This window comes from Streptococcus sp. 263_SSPC, from assembly GCF_001071995.1.
Lineage (GTDB): Bacteria > Bacillota > Bacilli > Lactobacillales > Aerococcaceae > Granulicatella.
The window spans coordinates 1-25596 of record NZ_JVNU01000055.1; the positions used below are offsets into that span (position 1 = coordinate 1).

The window sequence follows — 25596 nt, forward strand, 5'->3', positions numbered from 1 at the left end:
TCGATGGCATCTTCGATACTATCTAACGTGTCTTTCATTACTTCAGGATCTAAATCCATATTCTGTACGTCTTGAAACGCTAAACTTAATTCATATAAATTCATTTATAAAACATTCCTTTCTGTGTTCCTTGTGGTTCGATGTGGAATGATTTCACGTTGGGGATATTTTGTACTATCGCCATCGCTGCATCCTCCACTGTTTTTCCATAATCCATGTATTGTTCAAAAATTAGCGGATTTACAAAGTCCGCATCAATATCTAAAATTACTTTTGACTCTGTTCTTTTAATGATTTCGATACGCTTTTTAATATCTCTTCAACCTCCTCGTAGGTTTTAACCCTTGTTTTTCTTATTTGAGGTTCGTATAGATATACCTCGTATGAATCATTTTTCATTCTGATTTGTCCGATGACTTTGTTAGCGTATAAAACGTTTTGCAGTTTTGAATCCAGTAGGTCATCGTTTAAATACACATCTTCCATCTACTCACCCGCAATCTTGAGTGAAGTGGTTAAATACGCTTCTTTCAAAAATTCGTCGATATCATCTTCACCAACGTAATCCCCTTCAATCTCGTAGTAGGCATCACCTACGTATATTTCTTCACCTTTCCAGTCATATCCCCACACTTTTGGCTCTGGAGGGTCAAGGTAATTTGCATGTAAAGTTTCAAACTTATTGCACATTGTGTTATAATCTCCTTAGATATTATTAGTTAGTCAGCGTTACCGCGCTGGCTTTTTTTGTTCCACGAATCCTGAAAATCAGGTTCTACATATTGCCCACTTCTAATTAGATTCACTTTTGATTCGTGTTGTTCAACCGCCTTTCCTACCAAGAGCACAATGCTCATCATTGCGATAATGATTCCAAAAGCTAAAATGTACCATCCTAGCATCCATCTCATGAATGGGATGAATTGTACCCTCGTTTTTCTTCTTCGTTCCGTTCTCATCGTTTTCTCCTTCCGTCCCATATCTTTTGTATTTCATCAATCATGCTCGCTTGATATTTGTATGGGCGTGTATCTGTTCTTCTTGCTGCAACCACCACAGGATGGTTTCTAATCTCGCTTTTGTGCCACGAACTGGAACTTGTTCCAATCGCTTCACATAACTCTTCAGTCGTTATCCACCTTTGATTATTTCTTGAGTCAATAAACGGTTTTATTAATCCAACAAATTTTTCTGGGTTTCTTTTTACGACTTCGAAGAATATCGGTTCGTAATAATCAAGCGTTGATTGTTCCATGGTTTAAACTCCTTTCGTTTTTTTAGCGTTGGCATTCGTATCGTCTTCTTTTTCTTAAAAAACATTCCTTATTTATGAAACAAGTGTTATAATATCCTTGCCTACCTCTTTTGAAATCCTAGTAGGCAGAAAGGATGATGATGATGAAAATATTATTGTCAGAATTTTTGAAAGGTACTGTGTCTCAGTAGAGTTTGGATTCATTTGTAGGTTTACCTTTTGCCTACCGCACCTGGCTAGCAGGGTTCAATAGGGGGAGTTAGCTTTTTCGGTCGTCTTAGCTATACGACCAAACAGAACAATAAATTAGCTGCCGTTGAGAAAATGGCGGAAAAGCTAGTCTCTAAAATCGAGAATCAAAATCTATTTCAACTACAGTGCCAGGGGCGATACTGGCGAAGTGTTGTTGGTTACCGTTATTAACTTGAGCAGAACAATTTCCGTAGCGTGTCTTATATAACGGATAAGACGCGTTTTTTTATTTAAAAAGTTCATTCAAATTAATATCCTCTCCGTAGAAATCTTTTAACTTCTTCAACACTTTGTAACTAGGATTCATAAAATCATTTTCGATTTTCACGTAATACGATTTACTGATCCCTAATTTTTTCGCCAATTGTTCGTGAGTTAAACCACGTTCTTGGCGAAGTTTTTTTAACATTCCGCTTCCTCCTTTCGTGTTGTTTTCAAACTCAACACTAATCGTATTTAGGGGTAATTCTGACTCTAAAACCTTCTGCACTGTCAATATCATCTGCCGTGATGACTGCAATGGTTTTAGGGTCTTTTTCGTCTGTTTCTACAACGATTTTTGTAATATCTGATAATGTTTCGATACTCATTTTCTTTCCTCCTTTCTCTAATTTTCATATTGTTACCATCTATTTTCAGACTTATAATGTGTCTGAAGGGAGGTGTTTTATATGGGTCTAAATTTAAGTAACGTCCGTGCTAATGAAATTAGAGTTGAGTTTTTCAAACGAAATAAAAACAAAAACAATCTAGATTTTTCTGATTACAAACTCGTATATTCATTAAACGGACAATTAATTACTTTCTCTTGTTTTGAATCTTATACAGATTACGGTTATCCAGAAGGACCAATTCTGGAACGAGATTGTGTTACGATGGAATCTCTATTCGAATCAGATGCTAATTCATTAAAGAATACATTCTCCGATGAATTTAAATCTTTTTCATTTCTTTCCGATTCTCACAATCCAGTGAAATCGTATTTGTTAGATGAGTTAATTCAAAAAGAAAAAGTAGTGAACATTGATAGTGTTCCTTCTCAAATCCACGATGTGTTATTTTTAGAAACTGGCTTAAAACTTTCCGTACTTGCTGTAAAAGATACGGATGTTTTTGAGTTAGTTGCTATAATTTAACTCGTGTAGATTTTTCTTCTAGTACTTTGTGTACTAGGTCTAGCATGTTGTATGCACTAGCGTATGACATGCTTTTTTCTTCAAAAATGGCAATAATTCTAGAAGAAATTTCTTCTAATTCTTTCTTTATATCTTCTGGTATTTCTAATTCTTGGTTTAGTCTGTGAAGGTATCCTCCTTCAAGTTTAGAAAGTACTTTATTTAATTCTTTATCCATTTTGATTCCTCTCTTTCTGTTTAATGTATTAAACTTTATTTCAAAAAAATTTTCTGGATTGGAGTATCCAATGCACGAGAAATTTTTACAATCGTTTCGATGGTTGTGTTCTCAACACGCTTTCCTGATTCTAACTCTGAAATTATACTTCTGCTAACTCCAGATTTTAAGGACAGCTCTTCTTGAGACATATTCAACTCTTCTCGTCTTTGTTTTATATTGTAACTAACACTCATTTAATCCCTCCTCTCAGTTCGTTCTAAGTTTAATACATTAAACTAATCGTGTCAAGTGTATTAAACAAAATATTTTTATATTAAGCAGTCTTTCAACTGCTTAAATAAATTCTATCTTTTCTTGTCTCTACTAATCCATAGGAATACTAGTAGGCAAAATAAGAATGCACTTATACCATGTAGCATAATATCCTCATTCATGATATACTAGCAGTGAGGAGCTAAGCTCCTCGAGCTAGAACAGCTGAACAGCTTTTAATTTCTCTTATGCTTGCGTGCTTTTCGAGAATTGTTAGGCTGTTCTTTTTGTTTGCAAACTTTTATCAAGCTTGCAACTCCTACTAGGAATGTTCCTAGTGCTGTTAGAAGTTCGCTGACTTCCTTCATCATGCTCTCCTTTCTGCTTAGTTAAGGTCTTAATCAACCTTACATATATAGTTTAATACATTAAACATGTTTTGTCAAGCAAATTAAACAAAATATTTTGTAAATTTGTTTAGTTTATTATACAATCTATTTAAGAAAGAGGTGTTTTATATGAGATTAGAAGAGCGTATTAAGCAACTAAGAATTAATAGAAATATGACAATGCAACAGTTAGCAGATTTATCTAATTTAACTAAAGGATATATTTCAATGCTTGAAAGGGGCTTAAATCCTTCTACTAAAAAGCCGATTGTTCCTTCATTAGAAACAGTTCAAAATCTTGCCAACGCGTTTAATATGACCTTAGAAGAACTTTTAGAAGGTGTTGAAGGTAATGTGTCTCTCGCTCGAAATGATTCCATCATGACTATCTACACCCAACTCACATCCCCACGACAAGAACGCGTCTACGAATTCGCTTCGCATCAATTAGATGAACAAAATGGAATCCAAGAAGAAAAAGTGGTTTACCTCGTTCGTGGTCGTCAATCTGCTGCAGGATCTATGATTCATGTGGATGATGTAGATGCAGAAATGGGAGTACTCCCCTCTTCAATCGTTCCAAATGGTGCGAATGAATTGGTTCGAATCACAGGTGATTCAATGGAACCGCTCATCAAGAAAGGCTCTGAAGTATATCTAAGATATCAACCGACTGTTGAAGATGGCGAAGTTGCTATTGTGAGAGTTGAAGATGATGGAGTTACTTGCAAGTATCTCTATCGTGATGGGAAGAATGTTATTCTCAAGTCTGAGAATCCAAAGTATGAGGATTTGATTGTGGATGCTGAGAAAGTATCAGTGATTGGAAAGGTTCTTTTATAGGAGGTTTATTATGTATATAGAGGAACGACATGGGAAGGATGGCATCAGTTATCGCTTTTGTGAGAAGTTCTATGACCCACGATTCAATAGATGGCGTAGAAAATCCGTTACGTTCAACAACAAGACTCGTGAGACTAGGAAGAGAGCTCAAGAGATGCTTGCGAATGCCATTCGAAAAGAGCTTGGTAATGTGGTGACAGATAGTCGAACGATTCATTCTGTCATAGAGGAATACAAGAAAATATATAAGAAGAACGTGAAGCGAACCACGTTTTTGTCCGTAGAGACACAATACGAGGAATTTGAAGAATTTATTGGTCCCGAGAGAATTATCGCTACAATCACAACTCAAGACTTGAATCGATTCTTTGATTTTCTTCTCTATCAAAAGAATCTAGCGAATCAAACAACATCGGCTTATAAGTCACGATTGAATAAGTTGTTCCAATACGCTGTCAAAAATGGATACATTGAGACGAATCCAATTGAAGGATGCATCATCGAATATAAAACTAGAACAGAATCTAAGAAGAATCCAAACAAGTTCTTGGAGGATGACGAATACAATTGTTTGATTGAATATACTCGAAAAATCAATCTGAGATATGCGATGCTATTCGAATGGATGTACATGACAGGGATGCGAGCTGGTGAAGCTCTTGCCCTTACATGGGACAAGATTGACTTAAAATCAGAGCCACCAGTCGCACACGTATCTTCAACGCTAGAATACCACCAATTGAAAATCAAGGATGTTTATGCGAGCACTTCTCCAAAAACGACCGCATCGATCCGTTCGGTCTCACTCCCAAATAGATGCATCGAGATTCTTGCTCAAATTGAAGAAATAGAGGGCAACAAGCAAGGTTTCATCTTCACCACATCCAAACACACCCCGATATCAATCACAGCTGTAAATACGTTTTTAAGGACACACAGAGAACGCATGGGCATCGACAAGAATATATCCACTCACATATTCAGACATACACACATCTCGAAGCTTGCTGAGATGGGATTGCCACTCTATTCCATTCAAGCTCGAGTTGGACATGAGAACAGTCAAGTGACTGAATCTATATACTTGCATATCACGAAGAAGATGAAAGATGAAGTATATAACGCAATCCAAAATATGTGAAAAGCTTGCCCCCAAATTGCCCCCAAAAACAATTTTCCCCCAAAAATATCAAACAACAGAAAAATAGACAAAAAGAAAAAGCCTTGATATATTAAGGCTTTTCGTGTGTTTCTTATCGTCTACGTTCTTGGATACGTGCTGCCTTACCACGTAAGTTACGTAGGTAGTATAATTTAGCACGACGAACTTTACCGTAACGAACTACTTCGATTTGTGCTACACGTGGAGTGTGTAATGGGAATGTACGTTCCACACCAACACCGTTAGAAACTTTACGTACTGTGTAAGTTTCGCTGATGCCAGCACCACGACGTTTGATAACAACGCCTTCGAAGATTTGGATACGTTCGCGAGTTCCTTCAACAACCTTAGCGTGAACACGTACAGTGTCACCAGGACGGAATGAAGGGATATCTGAACGTAATTGTTCTTGAGTTAATTCTTCGATTAATTTGCTCATGTTTTTTTCTCCTTCCAACAAACATTCATGACTTGGCCGCTTGTCCAATCAGCGGAATATCGTTATCTCTGAGTGAAGTCTCACTCACTCGAAATATACTATCATACTTGCCTATCAAATGCAAGCAAGATTATCAATTTTTTTGACGATTTTTCTCAATAGAAATACTACGAAGAATGCTCTTCACAACAGTGCTCGCTTGCTAAGTTATAGAGGTCTAATACATGATGATCTTCCAGCGAATACCAAACGTGTTTTCCAACTTTTTCAGCCTTCACGATGTGATGTGCACGCAGTTTTTTCAACTGATGGGAAATCGCAGACTGCTCCATTCCAGTACAGTTCATTAAGTCTTCTACACATAGTGGTTCGCGCTGTGTCAATAGCGTAATAATATTCAGTCTTGTTGCATCCCCAAGCAATTTAAAGAGTTGTACCATTTCACTACGCCCTTCGTCCTTAGACAAAAGTGCTTGAAATGCTTTAATTTCTTCTGCATTTAGATGTTCCGTCATCTAGCATCCCTCTTCCTCTTTTACTTCTTGTAGTAACTTTGCTTCCTCTTTTGAGAGTTCATACTTTTCTAGTAAATCCGGTCTTCTTAAATACGTCTTACGAAGTGATTCTTTCATCTGCCACTCCGCAATTTTTGCATGATTGCCGCTAAAGAGAACTTCTGGAACTTCCATCCCTTTATATTCTCTTGGACGTGTATATTGTGGGTGTTCCAGTAATCCTGTCGAATGCGAATCCCCAACGGCAGACGCATCATTTCCTAATACATCTGGCAAAAGTCGCACCGTTGCATCAATCATAACCGTTGCGGCTAATTCCCCACCTGTTAACACGAAGTCTCCAATCGAGTATTCATCCGTCACAAGCGTACGAATGCGTTCGTCATAACCTTCATAATGGCCACAAATAAATACCAAATGTTCTTCTTTCGATAATTCTTCGGCATCCTTTTGCGTAAATGTCTTTCCAGCCGGATCCATTAAAATCACACGTGGTGTCGTTTCAGGAGACCGCTCACGAATCGACGCAAGAGCCAAATCGATTGGCTCTACTTTTAGAAGCATCCCAGCTCCACCACCGAATGGATAATCGTCGACATGATTATGTTTATTGTTTGAAAACTGGCGGAAATCCGTTGTCTCAAATTCGATTTTTCCTGCTTCGATGGCCTTCCCGATAATCGATTGCGTCATCGGCCCTTGCACCATTTCAGGGAATAATGTTAATACATCAATTTTCATCTTAATCGATCAACCCTTCCAATAAATGGATATAAGCTTTCTTTTCTTCTTTATCAACTTTATAAACGACTGGTTCAATAAATGGAATCAAGAGTTCTTTCTTTCCTTTTTGTTTTACAACCCAGACATCATTTGACCCTGGTGAAAGAATTTCAGTGACTTTCCCAAGCACTTCGCCTTCATCCGTTACGATTTCAAGTCCGATAATTTCGTGGTAGTAAAACTCATCATCTTCGAGTTCTGTCAACTGCTCCTCGGCTACCTTAAGGAGACATTCTTTGTATTTTTCAACATCTTCGATACGGTTCATTCCTTCGAACGTTAACAAATCAAAGTTTTTATGACGACGATGACTTGCTACCGTCACAAATGTAAGGAACTCTCCATCTTTAAAAATGGCTAATTCTGTTCCTTTTTTATAACGTTCTTCAGCAAAGTCTGTCGTTGAAATCACACGGACTTCCCCACGAAGCCCTTGTGTATTTACGATTTTTCCTACTTTATAAAAAGTTGTCATTCCATTTCCTCCTTAAAAGAGTCGTTCTACAATAATCTTAAGCGTCTCATCCGTTACTTCAATATCGTAATCGTCAATACATTGACCAAGGATGCAATAGTTTTTATCACGGTTATGCGATCCCATCAACGAACTGTACATCGAATCTAATTCTAAGTGTTTTTCTACAGATAATCCTGCTTCTAATAAATCTAAGTCTTCCGGTAATTTTGTATACGGCGCTGTGCACGTAATCGTTGCTTTTTCATGCGGTACATACACGACATGCGCTGTTACATCATACAATTCGTGATATAAATAGTAGTCCACCATTTCCTTCACGATACGTTTCACAAAATCCTTTTCTGTTGCCATTATCCCTCAGCCTTTCTTTCGTTTATATCTTGACGAATTCCTTCAAAAATTTCAAAAATTGGTACGAGAACTGCTGCAACGAATCCTCCCGCAAATCCATTGTTATAAAGGTTTAATCCACCATGCATTACAACCACGTGGCTCACAAGTGTAATGTGTACAAACCCTGCAATCACCCCAGCAAGCGGTCCATAATATCCGCTCACCGGCGCTAATGTTGTACCGAAAATCGCAGCCACAAGCGCACTCGTACTGGCTGCATCAACTCCTGTTAAGTAGCAGCCAATCATAATCCCTACTAGCACAGGAACCGTATTTTTCACTTGATTCCCGAAGGCTCCAAAACTCATCGCTCCGATAATACTGCCGACAATCGGACCATTGAGTTGCCCACCATTAATCAGCACATAACCTAATAGGATGAGCCCCATAATACTCATATTGAATGTCACTGTAGCCAAGTTTGTCATCTCTACGAAGTCACTTGGCAGACGTCCTGATAGTTTCAAGAGTAATTTAAAATGATATTTTTCTTTCTTTTTAAAATGAAGATAGAAACTTGTCACAAGTAAAATCACACAAAATGCAATCACTATCCCATATAGAATGAGTGGACTTTCTGTATTCGCAAGCGCCTTTGTTTCTACTTCGATTTCAAATGCATTTAGAAATCCTAGAACGACCATCCCAACAATCCCAGCTGTAAACCCAACGTTATACAAGCTGAAACCTTGATGGAACCCTAAATACTGCGTTGATAATTGTGGCAAAATAAATCCAATAAAGATTCCAAGCGCATACGCCACAAGAATGCTCCAACCACTCGGCAAAGCTCCTCCGAATGCAAGGAAAGAAACAAGTGGTCCTAATGCCGACCCAAACAATCCAACAATCACATAATTTCGATAGTTTTGCTTTGTGACTTTCGCATAAATCCATACGCCTAGCATAAACGGAATACTGTTAAAAAGGTTTTTCCCGAAGAAGGAGAATCCTGCAAGCATCCCCAAACTCCCAATAACCGTTCCGTTAACAGGAATTTCTAATTTCTTGTAACTATAAATATTAATCAGAAGCATAATCGCCACATTCAACAGCGTACTTCCCACAGACGCAATTTGCATATAATCCGTAAACAACTGACTTGGCGAAATTAAAATCGTAATCATCCCATCAAGTAGTCTCTGTGGTGATTCAAGACAAAATGCAAGTAGCATCAAAATAGCGGATAGGCCAAATAAATAATAATATTGTCGATTCATTTGTTTTTTTAATATCGGCTTTTTCTTCATAAGGTCTTCCCTTCAACTATAATTTTACTCATTTATCATACCAAACTCACGAAAAACAATCAAAAACCCGAGTAATAACAACAATAAAAGAACACTCATTATACCGTATACGGTATATCGAGTGATACCTTATACGGTATCACCCACCTTTTCTTTCCTTCTACCTCAACGCAGAAATCCATATACTGTAGCACTAACAATTTTAAGCACACACTCTCTTCTGCCTCTCCCCCTGGTGAAGCTTTGCAGAAATCTAAACTTTTTTATAACGACTAAACGATGACGGAGAAACTTACGGATTTTATACTAGCAGTACTGGGAGATAGCATTCAAAGTGAATTATGGACTCTTAAAAATTCATTTTTTAGAGTCCATTTGAATCTTGAAAGAGATTGAGACTCTAGGCTCAATCCGGTGCCCCAGTACAGCTAGTATAAAGAAATCCGTAAGGATTCGAAGTCATCGTTTTATAATTTTTTTATAGCACAAAAAAAGCCTTGGATTTCTCCAAGGCTTCGTCCTATTAATCTAGGTTCTCAATACTAAGACGCACACGTTTTGGTCCGCGAGTACGAACACTATAAGTAATCGTACGGATTGCGCGAGCCACACGACCTTGTTTACCGATCACACGACCGATATCTTGAGGATTCACGCGTAAAGTATATTCCATGAATTCATCTGATTCAGAGATGTCGATACGAACATCATCAGGGAATTCAACTAATGGTTTAACCATTGACAATACTAATTCACTAATCTCAGGCATTCTTTTCACCTCTCCATCGAATTGTCGACTTTATAGAAATTACTTAGAAAACTTAGATTCGTGGAATTTCTTCATGATACCTTGTTGTGATAACAAGTTACGAACTGTATCAGAAGGTTGCGCACCGTTTGCTAACCATTGTAATGCTAATTCTTCATTGATTGAAACTTCAGCTGGGTTTAATAGTGGGTTGTAAGTTCCGATTGTTTCGATGAAACGACCATCACGTGGTGAACGTGAATCAGCTACAACTACACGGTAGAAAGGACTTTTCTTAGAACCCATACGTTTTAAACGAATTTTAACTGCCATTATTTACACCTCCATGTATTAATCTCACAGTTACATAGTTTAGCAGATAGGAGGATGCTTGTAAAGTATTTTCTCTTTACACCTATAACTTTTTTTATAAAAACTGCTCTAAACCCTACTCCCACTAGTAATAAATAGTATTTTTCATCGTTTTTTGATATAATAAATAAAAATATGTATAAATGAAAAGAGTTGAACTTATGTCAGAACAGAACCAAACTCCAACTTGGCGCGAGGCTCTACTTTCTATTTGGAACAAACCGATTCTTAAAAATATGCGTTTTATTTTTAATATTGCTTATTCAGTCCTTAAAAACATTTTCGTAATCGCTATTCTAGCATTAATGTTGATTGGTGTATTCGGAGGCGGGATTGGACTTGGATACTTTGCAAGTTTGACATCCAATGAAGAACCTCTCACTAAGGAACAAATGAGTGATGCCATCGGAAACCTCAACTTAATCTCAAGTTTCTATTACTATGATGGAACAAAAATCTCTGATGTGAACTCTGATGAATTACGTATTGTAAAACCCTTATCAGAAATTTCGCAATATGTAAAAGATGGAATCATTGCAACAGAAGACAGCTCATTCTATGAGCACAACGGAATCGTCCCTAAAGCGCTAGTCCGTGCTTTAATGCAAGAAGTTGTTTCGTCCGATTCAGGTACATCAGGTGGATCTACGTTAACACAACAATTAATTAAGCAACAGATTTTAACAAGCGAAGTCACTTTCAAACGTAAAGCTAACGAAATTCTATATGCACTACGTCTTGAAAAATACTTTACGAAAGATCAAATCTTAGAGGCTTACTTAAACGTTTCTCCGTTTGGACGTAATCATAACGGATTAAATATTGCTGGTATTGAAGAAGCCGCTCAAGGAGTCTTCGGGGTTTCTGCAAAAGATTTATCTTTGCCACAAGCAGCGTATCTTGTAGGAATGCCTCAAAACCCAATTGCTTACACTCCTTATACTAATCTTGCAACAATGAAAGAAGACGTATCTGCCGGTGTAGAACGTATGAAGACCGTTCTCTTCAGTATGTATCGTGAAAATAAAATCACTAAAGAACAATACGAAGAAGCTCTAGCATACGATATTACGAAGGATTTCCTTCCACCAAAAGAGATTACTTCTGATAGGCAATCATACTTATATCAAGCTGTTCACCGTGAAGCTGTTAAAGTCTTAATGACAAAAGCGGCAGAGAAGAACAAATTAACTTATGACGATATTAGTAACGACTCAGAACTTTTCAACAAGTACTACGATGACGCTGAAAAAGAATTGAGTACAGGCGGTTATAAAGTCACTTCAACGATTGATAAAAAAGTTTATGATGCGATGCAAGAGGCAATGGCTAAATATGGTGACGATATCGGACCGACATACCACACTCAATATGTCGACTCAAACACGGGAGAGACAAAAACTCAAGAAGAACCTCCACAAAACGGAGCAGTTATGATTGAAAACAAAACTGGTAGAATCATTAGTTTTGTTGCCGGTCGTGACTTTGAAAAGAACCAAGTTGACCATGCATTCTCTACTCATCGCTCACCAGGTTCAACGATTAAACCTATTTTAGTTTATGCTCCTGCAATCGAAAATAATTTAATTTATCCTGCAAGTATTGTTCCAGATACAAAAGTTAGTATCGCACAAGGAAATGGTACTTATTGGCAACCAACTAACTACGGAAACACAGTATCGAATACATTCGTGACTGTTCGATACGCATTACTGTTGTCCTTAAATAATCCTGTTGTCAAGATTTACCAATATATGTTAAATAAAGGTTTAAATCCTGGTGAATATCTAAATCGAATGGGGATAAGAGGAATTGGTAAAGATGAATATCAAAATATTGCCCTTTCAATTGGTGGTACAAGAACAGGTCCTACTGTAAGAGAACAGACAAGTGCTTTCACTACTCTTGCGAATCAAGGTGAGCATCATGATTCATATATGATTGAAAAAATTGAAGATTCTAGAGGAAACGTTATATATCAACATCAGGATAAATCTGAACGTATCTTCTCTGACGCTACGTCTTATTTAGTAACTAATATGTTGATTGATATTGCCGCTTCAAAGATTTTATATGACATTAAAGGAAATATGGGCTTCAGTACTGATTTAGCTGGTAAAACAGGTACTTCTGAGTACGAACAAGATAACTGGTTTATCGCTTATACTCCAACAGTAACTCTTGGATCATGGATTGGCTACGACAACTTCTACAATGCACAATATGCTATTACGTACTCGGATGGATACGGCGCTCCTACTGGTAGAAGCCAACGACAATGGACAAACTTAATGAGAGCAGCGTACGAAGCAAATCCAGAATTAATTGGTCAAGAAACTAAATTCACTGTTCCTGATTCTGTATACCAAGATTCAGTTGTCTCAACGACTGGTACGAAATCAGGTACATTTAAAGCTAATAATGGTTCTACTTATTCTGTTAGCGGTGGTATGAAGACTGATTGGTTCAAGAAGGACTTTCCTCCTATGAATCCAAGATATGACTTTATGGTAGGTGCAACACCCGAAGAACTGAGTGGATTTTGGAATAAATCAACAGCAAAACCTGATGATAAAAAGACAACTACTACTCAGCAAAGTAACAACAACCAACAACAAACGCCTCAAAGTCAAACAACTCAAAGTCAAACAACTCAAGAACCTGCAACAACGCAGGCACCTTAAAGATAAACAAACGAAAGGCTGGACATCTGTCCAGCCTTTTTGATTGCTTCTATATAATATAGGAAGAAAGTAAAACAGCCTATCGAAATTTCGATAGGCTGTTTGCTTAACTTTATTTAGTTGTGTGTCGAAGTTCAATTTTATAAGGTAATGTAATTTCAGATTCAACAATCTCTTCTTTGTTCATAATCTTCGTCAATAGACGCATTGCTACGGCACCGATGTCATATAAAGGTGGTGCAATTGTTGAAAGAATTGGACGAGTCATCTTCGTTAATTTAGAGTTATTGCTTGAGATGATTTCGAATTTCTCAGGAACTTTAATTCCTAAGTCGATTAATCCATTTAATAATCCTACAGAAGTTTCGTCGTCAGTTACGATTGCAGCTGTAACGCCTGCTTTATGAATACGTTCCGCTACTGATTCACCAGCGTGATATGTCAATGGCACTTCGTATACTAATTTAGGATCAAATTTAATACCTGCTTTATCTAAAGCAGCTTTATATCCTTCTAAACGGAAATCTACAGAAGCGACATTCTTCAACGCAGCTGTTACAAACGCTACTTTCTTATGTCCGTTTTCAATTAATGTTTCAACAGCTTCTTGAGTTGCTTCTTTAAAGTCGATATTTACAGACGCAATTTCATGTTCCGCATCCATTGTTCCTGCTAAAACGATAGGTGTTTTAGAGCGGATAATTTCAGTGCGTAATTCAGGTGTTAGATGGTTCCCCATATATAAAATACCATCTACTTGTTTTGACAATAATGTGTTTAACACTTGAATTTCTTTATGATTATTTTGGTCTGAGTTCGCTAGAATAATGTTGTATTTATACATTGTCGCAATGTCATCAATCCCACGTGCTAAGCTCGCAAAGTAAAGGTTTGTGACATCTGGAATGATCACTCCAACAGTCGTAGTTTTCTTACTTGCAAGTCCGCGAGCAACGGCATTTGGACGATAATCTAATTCATCGATAACATCTAGTACTCTTTTACGAGTCGCTGGTTTTACGTTTGGGTTCCCGTTTACTACACGTGATACTGTAGCCATGGATACATTTGCTTCACGAGCAACGTCATAAATCGTAATTGTTTGCTTTTCCATCTACAAATCTCCTTTGTGCATCTTTTCATCTAATCATAGGGTAGCACTTTCATAAATCTTTTGCAAGCGTTTCACAACAATTTTCATATAATTTTTGAAACTATTTACATTATTGATGTAATAATATGCTATAATAGATTCAAGGAGATGAAATTATGAAACTAAACCCTACTTTTTTACAATTGGAAACTGAAATGAAAGAAAAACAAAATCCGATTGTTTTTATCCAAAATCCAGAGACCATTCGTCTTTTGACAAAATTTTCAACGGAGCCACATGAACGAATCGTGGCACTTGTATATACACCAGGAGCGACTCCGCTACTCTTCGTCCCAGCATTGGAAAATCAAGTGGCGCAAAAGGCTGAACCTGACTTTATCGTGAAGAGTTACCAAGACCATGAAGATGGCTGGAAACTCTTATCAGATGCGATTAAGGAGAACTTCCCTACACAAACGAATTTTGCTGTGGAAAAAGTGGACTTCTCACTCTTTGCTGCTGAGCAATTAAAAAAACACTTCCCTGACATTCGATTCACAGTGGACTTAACGCCAGTGGTTCAACAACTGCGTCTTGTGAAAGATTCTGAAGCCATTGATAAACTTGTCTACTCAGGAACCTTTGCCGATAAAGCGATTGAAATCGGAAAGAATGCCTTGAAGGTTGGCATTAGCGAACGCGAAGTCGTTGCCATTATCGAATTCGAAATGAAAAAACTTGGTGTCTCTCAAATGAGTTTTGACACAATGGTGCTCTTTGGCGACCACGCCGCAGATCCTCACGGGGAACCTGGAGACCGTACCCTCAAAGAAAATGAATGGGTCCTCTTTGACCTAGGAACGATGGTTGATGGTTACGCAAGTGACATTACTCGTACGGTCTTCTTCGGAAATGACAGCGCGAAAGATCCACGCCATCAAGAAATCTACGATATCGTACAAAAAGCGCACGATACAGCTATTGCAGCAGTGAAACCTGGCATGAAAGCAAGCGAAATTGATAAGATTGCTCGCGATATTATCACAGAAGCTGGATACGGTGAATACTTCATCCACCGCCTTGGACACGGAATCGGACAAAGCGTTCATGAATTTCCTTCAATTATGGAAGGAAATGATATGGAACTCGTTGAAGGCATGTGCTTCTCTGTAGAACCTGGTGTGTATATTTCAGGAGACTACGGCGTACGTATCGAAGACTGCCTAGCCGTTACAAAAGACGGCGCAAAACTCTTCACAGCCGTTAAATACGACTTCTAATCCAAAAGAAAAAGCCTGGGGAATTCCCCAGGCTTTCATTGTTTAACATTCAGATTAAGCTTCTTCTTTAACTTCTTCAGCTTTTTCTTTAACGTCTTCAGCTAATTCAGCAACCACTTCTGCTGATTCTTCTTTGTTTTTAGCAAAGTTTCCTTTTACTTTTTCAACTGTTTCGTTGAATTGACCTTTTAAGTTTTCAGTTTGAACTGCAACTTGGTCTTTTAAGTTAGCTGCTTGTTTAGAAACTTGTTCTTTTAAGTGTCCAGCTTGTTCTTGTAAGTTTACACGAATATCTTGTGTTGAAGTTTTAGCTACTTCAGCGAATTCAACACCTTTTGCACGTGCGATTTCACCGTATTCTGATAATTGTTCTTTGTAGCGATCTGCTTCTCTTGCTAAGTCTTCACGTAATTCTTTACCTGATTTTGGTGCAAATAATAAAGCTGTTACTGCTGCTGCAGATGCTCCGATAAATGCTCCTAATAAAAATCCGCCTGATTTACTCATGTTCAACACTCCGTTTCGTTATTTTACTTTTTTCTTCTTTGAAAGAATCGTTCTTCCAAAATTAAATGCCGCAACTGCACGGCTTGTTTTTGAAAGCTTCACTGCTTTTGTTGCTAGATTACGAGATGATGTATTTACATCAGAAATCGTCACACCTAAATCGCCTGCCGCTATAAACAACGGATTTGTCACTCTAAGTTTGCCGTTCACGTCATCTACAAGTACATTTGCTTTATTTAATAATCCTTCAACTTCAATTGAAAGACTATCCACATCTTTTGTAATGACTTCTAATGAATGATTCACGTTATCAACGGTTTTATTTAATCTTGATAAAATCGGTGATACTTTGACAATTACAAAAACCACTAATGCTAATAAAGCACATGCAGCAATTAATGCAGCAATCTCAACACCTGTCATTGAGCCATTCCTCCAATCTTTAAGTATGAGTTAATGATAACACTTTCTCATGAAAAATACCATCATATTATTTCTTAAATTGCCTATGCTTTCAATCATTTTTTACATATGTTACACTTATTTTATTACTAATAAAGGGTGACAATTATGCACAATGTCTTATGGATAGATTCCATCACAAATTTCTTTACGAATTACTGGAATTCCTTTGATTGGGAATCCATTTTATCAAATATTTTTACGAAGTTATTATCATTAATTTTATTATTCCTACTATTCTACTTTGGAAAGAAGTTTCTACATTTTCTATTTAAGAAAACCATTCTTTCCTCTGTAAAAGTCGTTCGTCAAAACGAAAACAGACAAAAGACAATCGTGAAGCTCTTAGAAAATATGCTCGATTATTTCCTATACTTCATCTTGATTTACTGGATTCTCTCGATTATCGGTGTTCCAATTTCTAGCTTACTTGCTGGAGCTGGAATCGCTGGGGTTGCCCTTGGTCTTGGTGCGCAAGGTTTCCTATCAGATGTCATCAACGGTCTTTTCATCCTACTTGAACGCCAATTCGAAGTTGGAGATGCCGTTCTTATTAACAACATCTCTGGAACCATCGCGAGCGTGGGTGTCCGTACTACACAAGTTCGCGGTTATGACGGAACTCTTCATTACATTCCAAACCGCAATATCACTGTTGTAAGTAACCAATCTCGTGGAAATATGCGTGCTTTAATCGAATTACCTTTAAATAGCAACGTGGATTTAAAATCTGTATACTCAGTCATTGAAGAAATTAATAACCAATATACACGAACCGACGAAGCTCTAACCGCTCCGCCAAAAATCGTTGGACCACAAACCAAACCAAATGGTCAATTTGTATTCACCATCGCTCTAATGACAAAAAACGGCTTGCAACATGCTACCTACCAGCGCTATTTAACACTTTATCAAGAAGCACTGCTAAAACAAGGCATCGACCTCTCATCACCAGTCATCCCATATTCAACCAACTAAAAAAGAAGGCCCACGCCTTCTTTTTTGTTTCCTTATAATCCACTCCATAGGATGCACCACACCCTATTCCCTCTCCTCTCGTTCTTACGGAATGGTACATAAACTCCCTTATTATAGAAAAAGCTACAGCGATTCCGAGGAATTCTATAATAGCAATAATGGGAACTTGCATAAAATGCGAATTAAAGGGCGTAAGGAATTTATTCCATACGCCCTTTTTGAGGCTTTTAAAGCGAGAGACGAAAGACTCGAGCTGGTGCCCCATTATAGCTATTATCTAGAATTCCTAAAAAGGAATCGCTGTAGCGATTATAGTTTTATTTACTATTTTCTTTTTCCACAAAATCATATTCGCGGGTGAGTTCATGTACCATGAAGTTGATGCGCTTTAAAAGCTCCTTCCTCGTCACAATCCCCACAAACTCATCCTCATCATTCCCAATGCAAATAAAACTCTCATCCACAAGCTCATTTAACACATCTTCCACTTGCGTATCCTGATGAATAATCGGAAACTCCGTACGCATCACGTCACGCACTTTGTATTTTCCTAATTGGTTCATATGAATTTGTTCCACACCAGTGATTTTATGTAAAATCATCGCCAGTGAAACAAGACCTACAATTTTATTTTCCTTATTCAATACAGGAATGAGTGAATAACGCACATTCGTCAACACAAGCATCGCGTGTTCCAATGTATGATCCTCTTGAAGAATGGCTACTTTTTCCGCATCGATAAAGAGTTTATCACGGTCTTCAAGTAACAACTCCTGGATTCGTTTATGAATCAAGCGTATACCCTCCCTCATCAGACCACGTATAGTCTAAAACGAGGCCATCCAATACTTCGTGTTTCGTTGTGTAATATGTTAAACGTAATTTGTCTTTAGAAAGAATATCTAGCACAGCATACGACGGTGTCCCCTCATAGCTACCACGAGGATAATTCGTTGACCCAGAGTTGATGCAAAGCACCCCGTTAACATTCTCCGCATTTAGTTTATGCGTATGGCCGTAAAATGCGACACGTGCCCCCATTTCTTTAGCAGCATTGGCTAAATACTCACGTCCTGTGTTCACATATTCGAAGTGACCATGCGCTACAAAGAAATTAATGCCCTCTAGCGTAAACACTTCAGAACGTGGATATTCTGGATCATAATCGCAGTTTCCTGTTACACGAATACAATGCGATAGGCGTTCGTCTTTATAAGGAAATTCTGAATCTCCTGTATGCACGAATGTCACATCACTTCCTGCATAGTGGTCGAAGATTCTCTTTAATGTTAATTCTTGTCCATGGTTATCACTGACAACGACAATTTTCATAATTATTCCTCCGTTTGATTTAACTCATGAGTCCATTTTTCCCACTGGCTAACAAGCAATTCGATGGCTTTCGCACGGTGGCTAATTTTATTTTTAATATCCATTCCTAGTTCTGCAAATGTCTTACCATACTCAGGAACAACAAATAATGGATCGTATCCAAATCCGCTATCTCCTGATGGAAGTGTCGCAATTTGACCTGGGCATTCTGCTTGAACCACAAGTGATTCACTATTTGGTGCAGCCAGCACTAAGCAACAAGTGAAGTGAGCCGAGCGCTCTTCTCCAACGAGTCCGCCAAGTTCTGATAAGAGCTTGGCGTTATTCGCAGCATCGCTCTTTGGTTCGCCGGCAAATCGTGCTGAATACACTCCTGGTTGACCGTCTAACGCGTCCACGCAGAGACCAGAGTCATCCGCTAATACGATTGTTTGAAGTTCGTTAGCAATCGTTTCAGCTTTCAAACGTGCATTTTCTTCGAAGGTTGTTCCTGTCTCTTCGACTTCTTCTAATTCTGGAAAATCTCGAAGGGTCTTTACAGAATATCCCTTTGGTTCGAAAATCTCCGCAAACTCTTTGGCTTTACCAACATTATTCGTCGCAATCACGATTTCTTTTTTCAATTCAACGGGTTTCACTTCTTCTTTAAGTGTCACTTTCTTCACCTTCAGACCTGTTCGATTCAACCAGTTTTCAGCAATTTCTTCAAAGAGGCTTGCTTCTCCAGTTGTATAAATTTCAAGCGTTGGTTCAGGATTCGATTCAGGCGTTTCGCTTAATTTGCAATAATCTAATAACGCGCTCACACTAGAGACTGTTTCTGCCCCTGAGTCAATCAATGTCACGTTTGCTCCGACCACTTTTTGAATCGTTTGACGAAGCAATGGGTAATGCGTGCAGCCTAAAATGACTGTATCGACCTTGGTTCCTTCTAATGGACGTAAGGTTTCACGAACGACTTCTTCTGCTTCCTTCGTATCTGATTGATTTCTTTCAACAATCAGTACAAATTTCGGACAAGCAATATCGAACACTTCAATATCTTTATTCTTGTCATGCATGGTCTTTGGATACACTTTACTAGCAATCGTCGCGTTTGTTCCAAGAACACCGATGCGGTCATTCTTCGTTTGCTTGATGGCTGCAAGGCTACCTGGCTGAATCACTCCAACGACTGGAATCGTTAATGTGTTTTGTAATTCTTCTAGAACCACTGCAGTCGCGGTATTACACGCAATCACAAGCATTTTAATATTTTTTTCTAGTAAAAATTGCACCATTTCTAATGTGTATTGGCGGATTTCTTCAACTGGTCGTGTGCCGTATGGGCAACGTGCTGAATCGCCGAGGAAAATCATGGATTCGTTTGGTAATTGTTTGAGGGCTTCTTTGAGGACAGTAAGACCGCCAACGCCCGAATCGATAAACCCGATTGGTCTTTTCATGGTTTCTCAACCTTTCTTTCTTTAGTCTTCTATAGTATACCATAGTTCGCGTAACGCTGATTCAAAAGTGGTTTGGTTTATGAAAAAGTTAATCAACGGGACTCCACCTTCGGTATTTGAATGAAAAGGCTTTGGAGGGTCTACACTGCGTGCCTTTATCGGATATCTTCATAGTGTTTGTAATAGCTGTATCGGTTCGAGCCATGGTCTCTCACCTACTGAGCCTCAAAGCAGTAGTAAGGAATCAATTCCTAACTACTGCTAATTCGCATCAGTTACGCTCGCTATTACTCACACTATAGAATCCGATAGGCCCTCCGTTTGACTCCTCCAGCCTTTTCATTCAAACACTGGTGCTCATAACTTTTTAAATACGACCAGGTGACTAAAAAGAAAGGAGAGAAACCTCCGCCCTAAACAAAAAGAACTCCTGAGTACAGGAGTTCTAGGATAGATTTTATTCTGGAGCGATGCTTTGGTGTTTTCTTGTCACGAGAATTTGAAGCACCACTAGAATCACTAATGCGATAGAGATAGATTCTACTTTATGTGTTGTAATAAGGTTGATGAATTCTAGAAGAGCTTTTACAAATTCAGGCATTTGGCCATCACTAACTCGTCTAAAAGCACTTCCACCAATTAATGCAGAAAGCATGAACACTCCTGATAATACGAAAATGCCTGTCTTTTGATTAACTTTATTAAGAACAATCCCAATAACATTTGCGATTAGGTGAATCAGAACAACCTTCACGAAAAAGACTGCGATGCTAATCACGATATTTTCTGGGTCAAATAGGTCCCCTAAAATCGATTGAATGGTTACTGTGCCAAGTGAAACTCCATTTCTTAATGGAATTAATAAAGCGTAAATGAGTGTGATGATTCCTGAATCGACAAGCGTTTGAATGAATAAGCTTTCGATTTGTTCTTTTCTTGTTAATCCTAATTGACTTTCCAGGCGGAATTGTTCAACGATATATCCAATCCCGATGAGTAATAGGATAATTGCAACTTCATTATCGAAGTAAATTGGGAAATAAGTACCGAATGTGCTAAGGTCCCCATTTGCAAAAATCTTCATTAAGAAACTTGTAATAATCCACCAAGCTCCTAAGAACATTAAAATTGTTTTCCATCTTCTAGCTAATCCCATGCTGACAACTGATAATAAACGGTTCATCTTATTCATTCTCCTTTCGAGTGATTGAGATAAAGTAATCTTGTAATGTTAATGGAGAAAACTCTAATCCAGGTTGTGCTTCTCCAATAGCACCAATCACCACGCTTCTTGTAAAGTTTCCGATTTGTTCTGTTTCAAGTACTTTCTTATCGGCAACATATTCTTGTACTAATGGGGATGCCCCACTAACGACGTATCCTTTACGAAGAACATCTTCGACCAACACTTCTTCTGTGACCAATCCGTCTTTAATAACAATCACTTTTTCTAAAATTGAAGCCACTTCTTCGATTAAATGCGTTGCGATGACAAATGTACGAGGACGACGGGCATACGCTTCAAGCAATTTCTTATTGAAAATATGGCGGTGGTTCGCATCAAGCCCAAGCACTGGTTCATCTAAGAAGATGTATTCGCTAGGGTTTGCCAGCGCCAAGATAATCTTCATGATACTTTTATATCCTGTTGAGGCTTTTGAGTATTTTTGTTTTACGTTCACATCGAACACTTTGATAAGGTCTTGGGCAAATTCCATATCAAATTCTGGATAAGTCACTTTATAGATAGCAAGGAGATCTTTAAATTTAGATTCTTGCGGGAACCAGTTATCAGAACTTGATAAGTACACTTCATGCATCGCGTTTGCTGTCTTATGAAGTTCCACCCCGTCAAGAGTGATATCTCCGCTTGTCTTTTCAATGCGGCGTGCAATCATATTGAGCACTGTACTCTTTCCGGCACCATTTCGTCCGAGCAACCCGATAATACTTTCAGGTTCAATCGTGAATGTCGCTCCTTTTACCGCTTCTTTTTTTAAAAACTTCTTCTTTAAATCTTTGACTTCGATACTCATTATTGGAAACCTCCTTCGATGATTTTTACTAATTCGTCTTTCGTAATACCGAGCGCTTGTGCTTCTTTTAAGAAGTTTGGCACCATTTGATTGGCAAATTCATTTTGCTTCTTGCTTAAGATAATTTTTCTGGCCCCTTCTGCTACAAACGTTCCAAGACCTCTTCGTTTTTCCAGTATTTGTTCGCTCACGAGTAAGTTCATTCCTTTCAATACCGTTGCTGGATTGATTTGATATCCTGTGGAAATCTCAGTTGTCGACGGTACTTGATCTCCTTCTTTGTAGACTTCATGGAAGATTTCTTCTTCCAGTTGATTCGCTACTTGTTGAAATAACGGGATATCACTTTGAAAATCAAATTTCATAACGCACCTCCTTGTTCATGATCACTTTGTGTTAATCGGTTAGTTGCTTGTGTAACTAACTATAAGACTAAAACAAAAATTTGTCAACACCTTTTCGAAAAAATTTTTAAACAAAATAAAAAAACGCCTGACATACCAAGGAAAAACCTTGATATATCAAGCGTTCGGAGACTTTAGATTTTATAAATATTTTTCTAAAATTTCTTCTAATTGTTCTTTAGCATGGTAGCCAACTACTTTATCAACGACTTCGCCATCTTTTTTGATAAGCAATGTTGGGATACTCATAATGCCAAATGCACGAGCTGTTTCTGGGTTTTCGTCAACGTCAACTTTTGTAAAAGTCACTTTATCTCCCATTTCTTCGTCTAATTGGTCAATAACTGGACCTTGCATACGACATGGACCACACCAAGTTGCCCAGAAGTCTACTAAGACTACTCCATTTTTAGTTTCTTCTACAAAGTTTTTATCTGTTAATGATTTTACCATTCGAATCATCCTTTCCTTTTTCTACAAACCTAGTATAGCAAGCCCCCCACTTGCGACCAACTATTCTGCTCACGGTTTACTTAAAGGTTACGATGGTCGCTCCATTTCCACCCGTATTCATCGGTGCAAATTCAAAACTTGCGACAGAACGGTGGCTACGTAGCACCTTATGAACTCCTTGTTGGATGGCCCCTGTTCCACGTCCATGAATAATCGTCACGCGTGGATAGTTCGCTAGAATCGCAGCATCGAGATATAACTCTAGATCCTTCATCGCTTCTTCGTATCGTTTTCCGCGAAGGTCTAATTCAGAAGAGACGTGACTAGCACGCGCACTCTTCACGATGACTTGTTGCTTGGCTTCTTGCGCTTCAGCGATTGGAGAAAGATCCTCAACGGCAATCTTCATCTTGATGATTCCCATTTGAACCACCCATTCCTTGTCATTCACCTTCTCAACAAGCGTACCGCGTTGGCCAAATGACAGAACTTCGACACTTTGTCCAACTTGCAGCGCCTTCTTCGCTTTTTCTTTGCGAAGCACCTTGTTTTTCTTCAAGGCTTGCTCATGCTTCAAGTCTTTCAACGCCGTTTTCTTCTCAATCATTTCATGCTCTTTAACGGTACTTTGCTTACTTCTTAATTGAAGCTCACGAATTTCAGATAAAATCTTATCCGCATCATCTTGACTCTGCTCAATTAACGTATTTGCACGTTCTTTCGCCTCTTCTAAGAGACGTGCTTTATTCGCTTGGAATTGTTCTGTCTCGCGTTGTAAGTCCTCAAGTAATTGCGTACTCAATTCTAACTGATGACGCATCTTATCGGCATCACGCTGCGCTCGGCGACGTTTTTGTTCCAAGTCACTAATCATCGCATTCAAGTCTTGGTCTTCTTCGGATAGAAGTCCACGTGCTTGGTCGATAATGATACTTGGTAAGCCCAGACGTTTTGAAATATCAAAGGCATTACTACGCCCTGGTACACCAAGTAAGAGTTGGTACGTTGGTTGAAGGGTATCCCCATCAAATTCCATACTTGCATTAATCGTTTTAGGACGGTCATAGCCGTATGCTTTCAACTCTGGATAGTGAGTTGAAGCAATCACATAACTTTGCTTACTTGCAATATAATCAAGAATCGCAATCGCAAGAGATGAGCCTTCTTGTGGGTCAGTCCCCGAACCGATTTCGTCGATTAAAATCAAACTCTTATCGTTAATTTGTTTCAAAATAGACACGATATTCGACATATGGGACGAGAACGTCGAAAGGTTTTGCTCAATCGATTGTTCATCTCCGATATCCGCAAAAATCTCTGTAAAGACTCCCACACGACTATTTTCACCCGCAGGAATATACAGCCCCATCTGTGCCATCAATTGAATCACACCGACCGTCTTCAAGAGGATGGTTTTCCCACCCGTATTCGGCCCTGTAATCACGATGGCTTGGTATTCTTCTCCAAGAATAATATCGTTTGCCACAGCCTTCTCACGCTCTAAAAGTGGATGCCACGCTTGCCAAAGAGCTACGTAATTATTAACGTCGATAATCGGCTCTGTTGCTCTCAATTCATGAGCGTACAGCGCTTTTGCATTCACTACATCCAGACGTGCCAATACATAATGGTTTTGATGCAATGAATTCGTGTATGGCATCAGTTTTTGAGACAACTCCCAAAGGATACGTTCGACTTCACGCTTCTCTTGGATTTGATACTCACGCAACTTGTTGTTTAAATTCACGACCGCTTGCGGCTCCATAAAGAGCGTTTGCCCTGTCGAACTTTGGTCGTGGACCGTTCCGCCAAAGACAGACTTATACTCTGCTTTTACAGGAAGTACATAACGGTCATTACGAATCGTGATAATCGTATCGCTTAAATATTGCGCATTCTTTCCTGTGAGGTATTGATCCATTTGACGACGAATATCTTGTTCCGTCTTTTGAATCCCCACACGAACTCCGTGTAAAGTTGGAGACGCGCTATCTAAAACATATCCGTCTTCACGAATAGAGGCTTCTAGTTCGCTTGTCACCTCTGGAATACTTTCAAGCTTTTCGACCAGACGAGGCACACGTTTTAGTGCGATTTCCTCTTCTTCGACTTTTTCAAAGAAACGCTCAACCTCATGTGTGGTTGTCAACACACGCAGGATATCACTTAATTCGCGTCCATTCAGCCCTGCTTCTAGCTCTAGACGTTTTAGGGCAAAACCAATATCTTTCAATCGTGGAATTGGAATCCCTTGTTTTAGACGGAGTAACTCCACTCCATCTGTTGTTTCTTCGATTTTATGTTGAATGGCCTTTGCATCGACTTCAATCGGAAGTTCCTTAATCATTTGCTTCCCTTTTTCGGAAGTCGCATATTCGGCCAGTTGTGTTCTAATTTTTGAAAATTCTAAAACCTTTTCGATTTTCGAATTCATA

At 38.5% G+C, this 25596-nt stretch carries 32 protein-coding genes; 6 read left to right on the forward strand and 26 right to left on the reverse strand.

Annotated features, from left to right (window positions below; all coding sequences use genetic code 11):
- Nucleotides 1-486 precede the first annotated feature (486 nt).
- The 5 genes from ADH02_RS08065 to ADH02_RS09610 form a co-directional block, all read right to left on the reverse strand.
- Nucleotides 487-690, reverse strand: a complete 204-nt coding sequence (locus tag ADH02_RS08065) for a hypothetical protein (RefSeq protein ID WP_048784025.1) — start codon at nt 688-690, stop codon at nt 487-489.
- 29 nt (nt 691-719) lie between these two features.
- Nucleotides 720-959, reverse strand: a complete 240-nt coding sequence (locus tag ADH02_RS08070) for a hypothetical protein (RefSeq protein WP_048784026.1) — start codon at nt 957-959, stop codon at nt 720-722.
- A complete protein-coding gene (locus ADH02_RS08075) occupies nt 956-1255 on the reverse strand; it encodes a hypothetical protein (protein WP_048784027.1) in 300 nt (99 codons plus the stop codon). Before ADH02_RS08075 ends, ADH02_RS08070 begins: the two co-directional genes overlap by 4 nt.
- A gap of 478 nt (nt 1256-1733) precedes the next feature.
- Nucleotides 1734-1916, reverse strand: a complete 183-nt coding sequence (locus ADH02_RS08080; protein ID WP_048784028.1) for a helix-turn-helix domain-containing protein — start codon at nt 1914-1916, stop codon at nt 1734-1736.
- Between the two features lie 37 nt (nt 1917-1953).
- The gene (locus ADH02_RS09610; RefSeq protein WP_192831713.1) at nt 1954-2097 is read right to left on the reverse strand and encodes a hypothetical protein; all 144 of its coding nucleotides are present in this window, start codon (nt 2095-2097) and stop codon (nt 1954-1956) included.
- Between the two features lie 81 nt (nt 2098-2178).
- Between ADH02_RS09610 and ADH02_RS08085 the strand changes: the two genes are divergently transcribed.
- Nucleotides 2179-2643, forward strand: a complete 465-nt coding sequence (locus tag ADH02_RS08085; RefSeq protein WP_048784029.1) for a hypothetical protein — start codon at nt 2179-2181, stop codon at nt 2641-2643.
- Here ADH02_RS08085 and ADH02_RS08090 read toward each other — a convergent pair.
- On the reverse strand, nt 2633-2860 hold the full coding sequence (locus ADH02_RS08090) for a hypothetical protein (RefSeq protein WP_048784030.1): 228 nt from the start codon (nt 2858-2860) through the stop codon (nt 2633-2635). The two genes, ADH02_RS08085 and ADH02_RS08090, sit on opposite strands and share 11 nt — an antisense overlap.
- A 35-nt stretch (nt 2861-2895) precedes the next feature.
- A complete protein-coding gene (locus tag ADH02_RS08095; protein WP_053087885.1) occupies nt 2896-3096 on the reverse strand; it encodes a helix-turn-helix transcriptional regulator in 201 nt (66 codons plus the stop codon).
- A gap of 537 nt (nt 3097-3633) precedes the next feature.
- On the opposite strand from ADH02_RS08095, the gene ADH02_RS08100 reads away from it, so the two are divergent.
- On the forward strand, nt 3634-4347 hold the full coding sequence (locus tag ADH02_RS08100; RefSeq protein ID WP_048784031.1) for a helix-turn-helix domain-containing protein: 714 nt from the start codon (nt 3634-3636) through the stop codon (nt 4345-4347).
- 10 nt (nt 4348-4357) lie between these two features.
- The gene (locus ADH02_RS08105; protein ID WP_048784033.1) at nt 4358-5488 is read left to right on the forward strand and encodes a tyrosine-type recombinase/integrase; all 1131 of its coding nucleotides are present in this window, start codon (nt 4358-4360) and stop codon (nt 5486-5488) included.
- 112 nt (nt 5489-5600) lie between these two features.
- Here the strand turns inward: ADH02_RS08105 and rplS are convergent, their stop codons facing one another.
- The 8 genes from rplS to rpsP all read right to left on the reverse strand — a co-directional run bounded on the left by rplS (nt 5601) and on the right by rpsP (nt 10448).
- On the reverse strand, nt 5601-5948 hold the full coding sequence (gene rplS, locus ADH02_RS08110) for a 50S ribosomal protein L19 (protein WP_048784034.1): 348 nt from the start codon (nt 5946-5948) through the stop codon (nt 5601-5603).
- A 167-nt stretch (nt 5949-6115) separates the two neighbouring features.
- The gene (locus ADH02_RS08115; protein WP_053091414.1) at nt 6116-6463 is read right to left on the reverse strand and encodes an ArsR/SmtB family transcription factor; all 348 of its coding nucleotides are present in this window, start codon (nt 6461-6463) and stop codon (nt 6116-6118) included.
- Entirely contained in the window at nt 6464-7204 is a 741-nt protein-coding gene (gene trmD, locus ADH02_RS08120) for a tRNA (guanosine(37)-N1)-methyltransferase TrmD (protein ID WP_048784035.1), read from the reverse strand.
- A gap of 1 nt (nt 7205) precedes the next feature.
- Entirely contained in the window at nt 7206-7721 is a 516-nt protein-coding gene (gene rimM, locus ADH02_RS08125) for a ribosome maturation factor RimM (protein WP_005606733.1), read from the reverse strand.
- Nucleotides 7722-7733: 12 nt separating this feature from the next.
- A complete protein-coding gene (locus ADH02_RS08130; protein WP_048712340.1) occupies nt 7734-8075 on the reverse strand; it encodes a hypothetical protein in 342 nt (113 codons plus the stop codon).
- On the reverse strand, nt 8075-9367 hold the full coding sequence (locus tag ADH02_RS08135) for a DUF1576 domain-containing protein (RefSeq protein WP_048784037.1): 1293 nt from the start codon (nt 9365-9367) through the stop codon (nt 8075-8077). Before ADH02_RS08135 ends, ADH02_RS08130 begins: the two co-directional genes overlap by 1 nt.
- A gap of 523 nt (nt 9368-9890) precedes the next feature.
- Nucleotides 9891-10136, reverse strand: a complete 246-nt coding sequence (locus ADH02_RS08140; protein ID WP_048784039.1) for a KH domain-containing protein — start codon at nt 10134-10136, stop codon at nt 9891-9893.
- A 39-nt stretch (nt 10137-10175) separates the two neighbouring features.
- Nucleotides 10176-10448, reverse strand: coding sequence for a 30S ribosomal protein S16 (rpsP, locus tag ADH02_RS08145; RefSeq protein ID WP_048711556.1), 273 nt, complete (start codon nt 10446-10448; stop codon nt 10176-10178).
- Between the two features lie 200 nt (nt 10449-10648).
- On the opposite strand from rpsP, the gene ADH02_RS08150 reads away from it, so the two are divergent.
- A complete protein-coding gene (locus ADH02_RS08150) occupies nt 10649-13171 on the forward strand; it encodes a transglycosylase domain-containing protein (protein ID WP_048784041.1) in 2523 nt (840 codons plus the stop codon).
- Between the two features lie 112 nt (nt 13172-13283).
- On the opposite strand, the gene ccpA is transcribed toward ADH02_RS08150, so the two are convergent.
- Nucleotides 13284-14285, reverse strand: coding sequence for a catabolite control protein A (gene ccpA, locus ADH02_RS08155; RefSeq protein WP_048784044.1), 1002 nt, complete (start codon nt 14283-14285; stop codon nt 13284-13286).
- 155 nt (nt 14286-14440) lie between these two features.
- On the opposite strand from ccpA, the gene ADH02_RS08160 reads away from it, so the two are divergent.
- On the forward strand, nt 14441-15544 hold the full coding sequence (locus ADH02_RS08160) for an aminopeptidase P family protein (protein ID WP_048784046.1): 1104 nt from the start codon (nt 14441-14443) through the stop codon (nt 15542-15544).
- Nucleotides 15545-15598: 54 nt separating this feature from the next.
- Here ADH02_RS08160 and ADH02_RS08165 read toward each other — a convergent pair whose 3' ends face one another.
- Together ADH02_RS08165 and ADH02_RS08170 are read right to left on the reverse strand one after the other, a co-directional pair.
- Nucleotides 15599-16051 carry a YtxH domain-containing protein gene (locus ADH02_RS08165; RefSeq protein ID WP_048784047.1) on the reverse strand — a complete coding sequence of 151 codons (453 nt, stop codon included), beginning with the start codon at nt 16049-16051 and terminating at the stop codon, nt 15599-15601.
- Nucleotides 16052-16069: 18 nt separating this feature from the next.
- A complete protein-coding gene (locus ADH02_RS08170; protein ID WP_048710581.1) occupies nt 16070-16474 on the reverse strand; it encodes a DUF948 domain-containing protein in 405 nt (134 codons plus the stop codon).
- A 147-nt stretch (nt 16475-16621) separates the two neighbouring features.
- Here ADH02_RS08170 and ADH02_RS08175 point away from each other — a divergent pair, with 147 nt between their 5' ends.
- On the forward strand, nt 16622-17491 hold the full coding sequence (locus tag ADH02_RS08175) for a mechanosensitive ion channel family protein (RefSeq protein WP_048784050.1): 870 nt from the start codon (nt 16622-16624) through the stop codon (nt 17489-17491).
- 317 nt (nt 17492-17808) lie between these two features.
- On the opposite strand, the gene cbpB is transcribed toward ADH02_RS08175, so the two are convergent.
- The 8 genes from cbpB to ADH02_RS08220 form a co-directional block, all read right to left on the reverse strand.
- Nucleotides 17809-18285 (reverse strand): cyclic-di-AMP-binding protein CbpB, encoded by a 477-nt coding sequence (cbpB, locus tag ADH02_RS08185; RefSeq protein WP_048784054.1) that lies wholly within the window; start codon nt 18283-18285, stop codon nt 17809-17811.
- Nucleotides 18275-18823: a YfcE family phosphodiesterase gene (locus ADH02_RS08190; protein ID WP_048784056.1), complete on the reverse strand. Its 549-nt coding sequence runs from the start codon at nt 18821-18823 to the stop codon at nt 18275-18277. The genes cbpB and ADH02_RS08190 overlap by 11 nt, the downstream gene beginning before the upstream one ends.
- Nucleotides 18824-18825: 2 nt before the next feature.
- The gene (racE, locus tag ADH02_RS08195) at nt 18826-20268 is read right to left on the reverse strand and encodes a glutamate racemase (RefSeq protein ID WP_048784058.1); all 1443 of its coding nucleotides are present in this window, start codon (nt 20266-20268) and stop codon (nt 18826-18828) included.
- Between the two features lie 457 nt (nt 20269-20725).
- Complete coding sequence (locus ADH02_RS08200) at nt 20726-21451, reverse strand: hypothetical protein (protein ID WP_048784060.1); 726 nt, start codon at nt 21449-21451, stop codon at nt 20726-20728.
- Nucleotide 21452: 1 nt separating this feature from the next.
- Nucleotides 21453-22304, reverse strand: a complete 852-nt coding sequence (locus ADH02_RS08205; RefSeq protein ID WP_048784061.1) for an ATP-binding cassette domain-containing protein — start codon at nt 22302-22304, stop codon at nt 21453-21455.
- Nucleotides 22304-22669 carry a GntR family transcriptional regulator gene (locus tag ADH02_RS08210; protein WP_048713660.1) on the reverse strand — a complete coding sequence of 122 codons (366 nt, stop codon included), beginning with the start codon at nt 22667-22669 and terminating at the stop codon, nt 22304-22306. The genes ADH02_RS08205 and ADH02_RS08210 overlap by 1 nt, the downstream gene beginning before the upstream one ends.
- 180 nt (nt 22670-22849) lie before the next feature.
- Entirely contained in the window at nt 22850-23161 is a 312-nt protein-coding gene (gene trxA / locus ADH02_RS08215) for a thioredoxin (protein ID WP_048784063.1), read from the reverse strand.
- A 76-nt stretch (nt 23162-23237) separates the two neighbouring features.
- On the reverse strand, nt 23238-25595 hold the full coding sequence (locus tag ADH02_RS08220) for an endonuclease MutS2 (protein ID WP_048784065.1): 2358 nt from the start codon (nt 25593-25595) through the stop codon (nt 23238-23240).
- Nucleotide 25596: the final 1 nt, after the last annotated feature.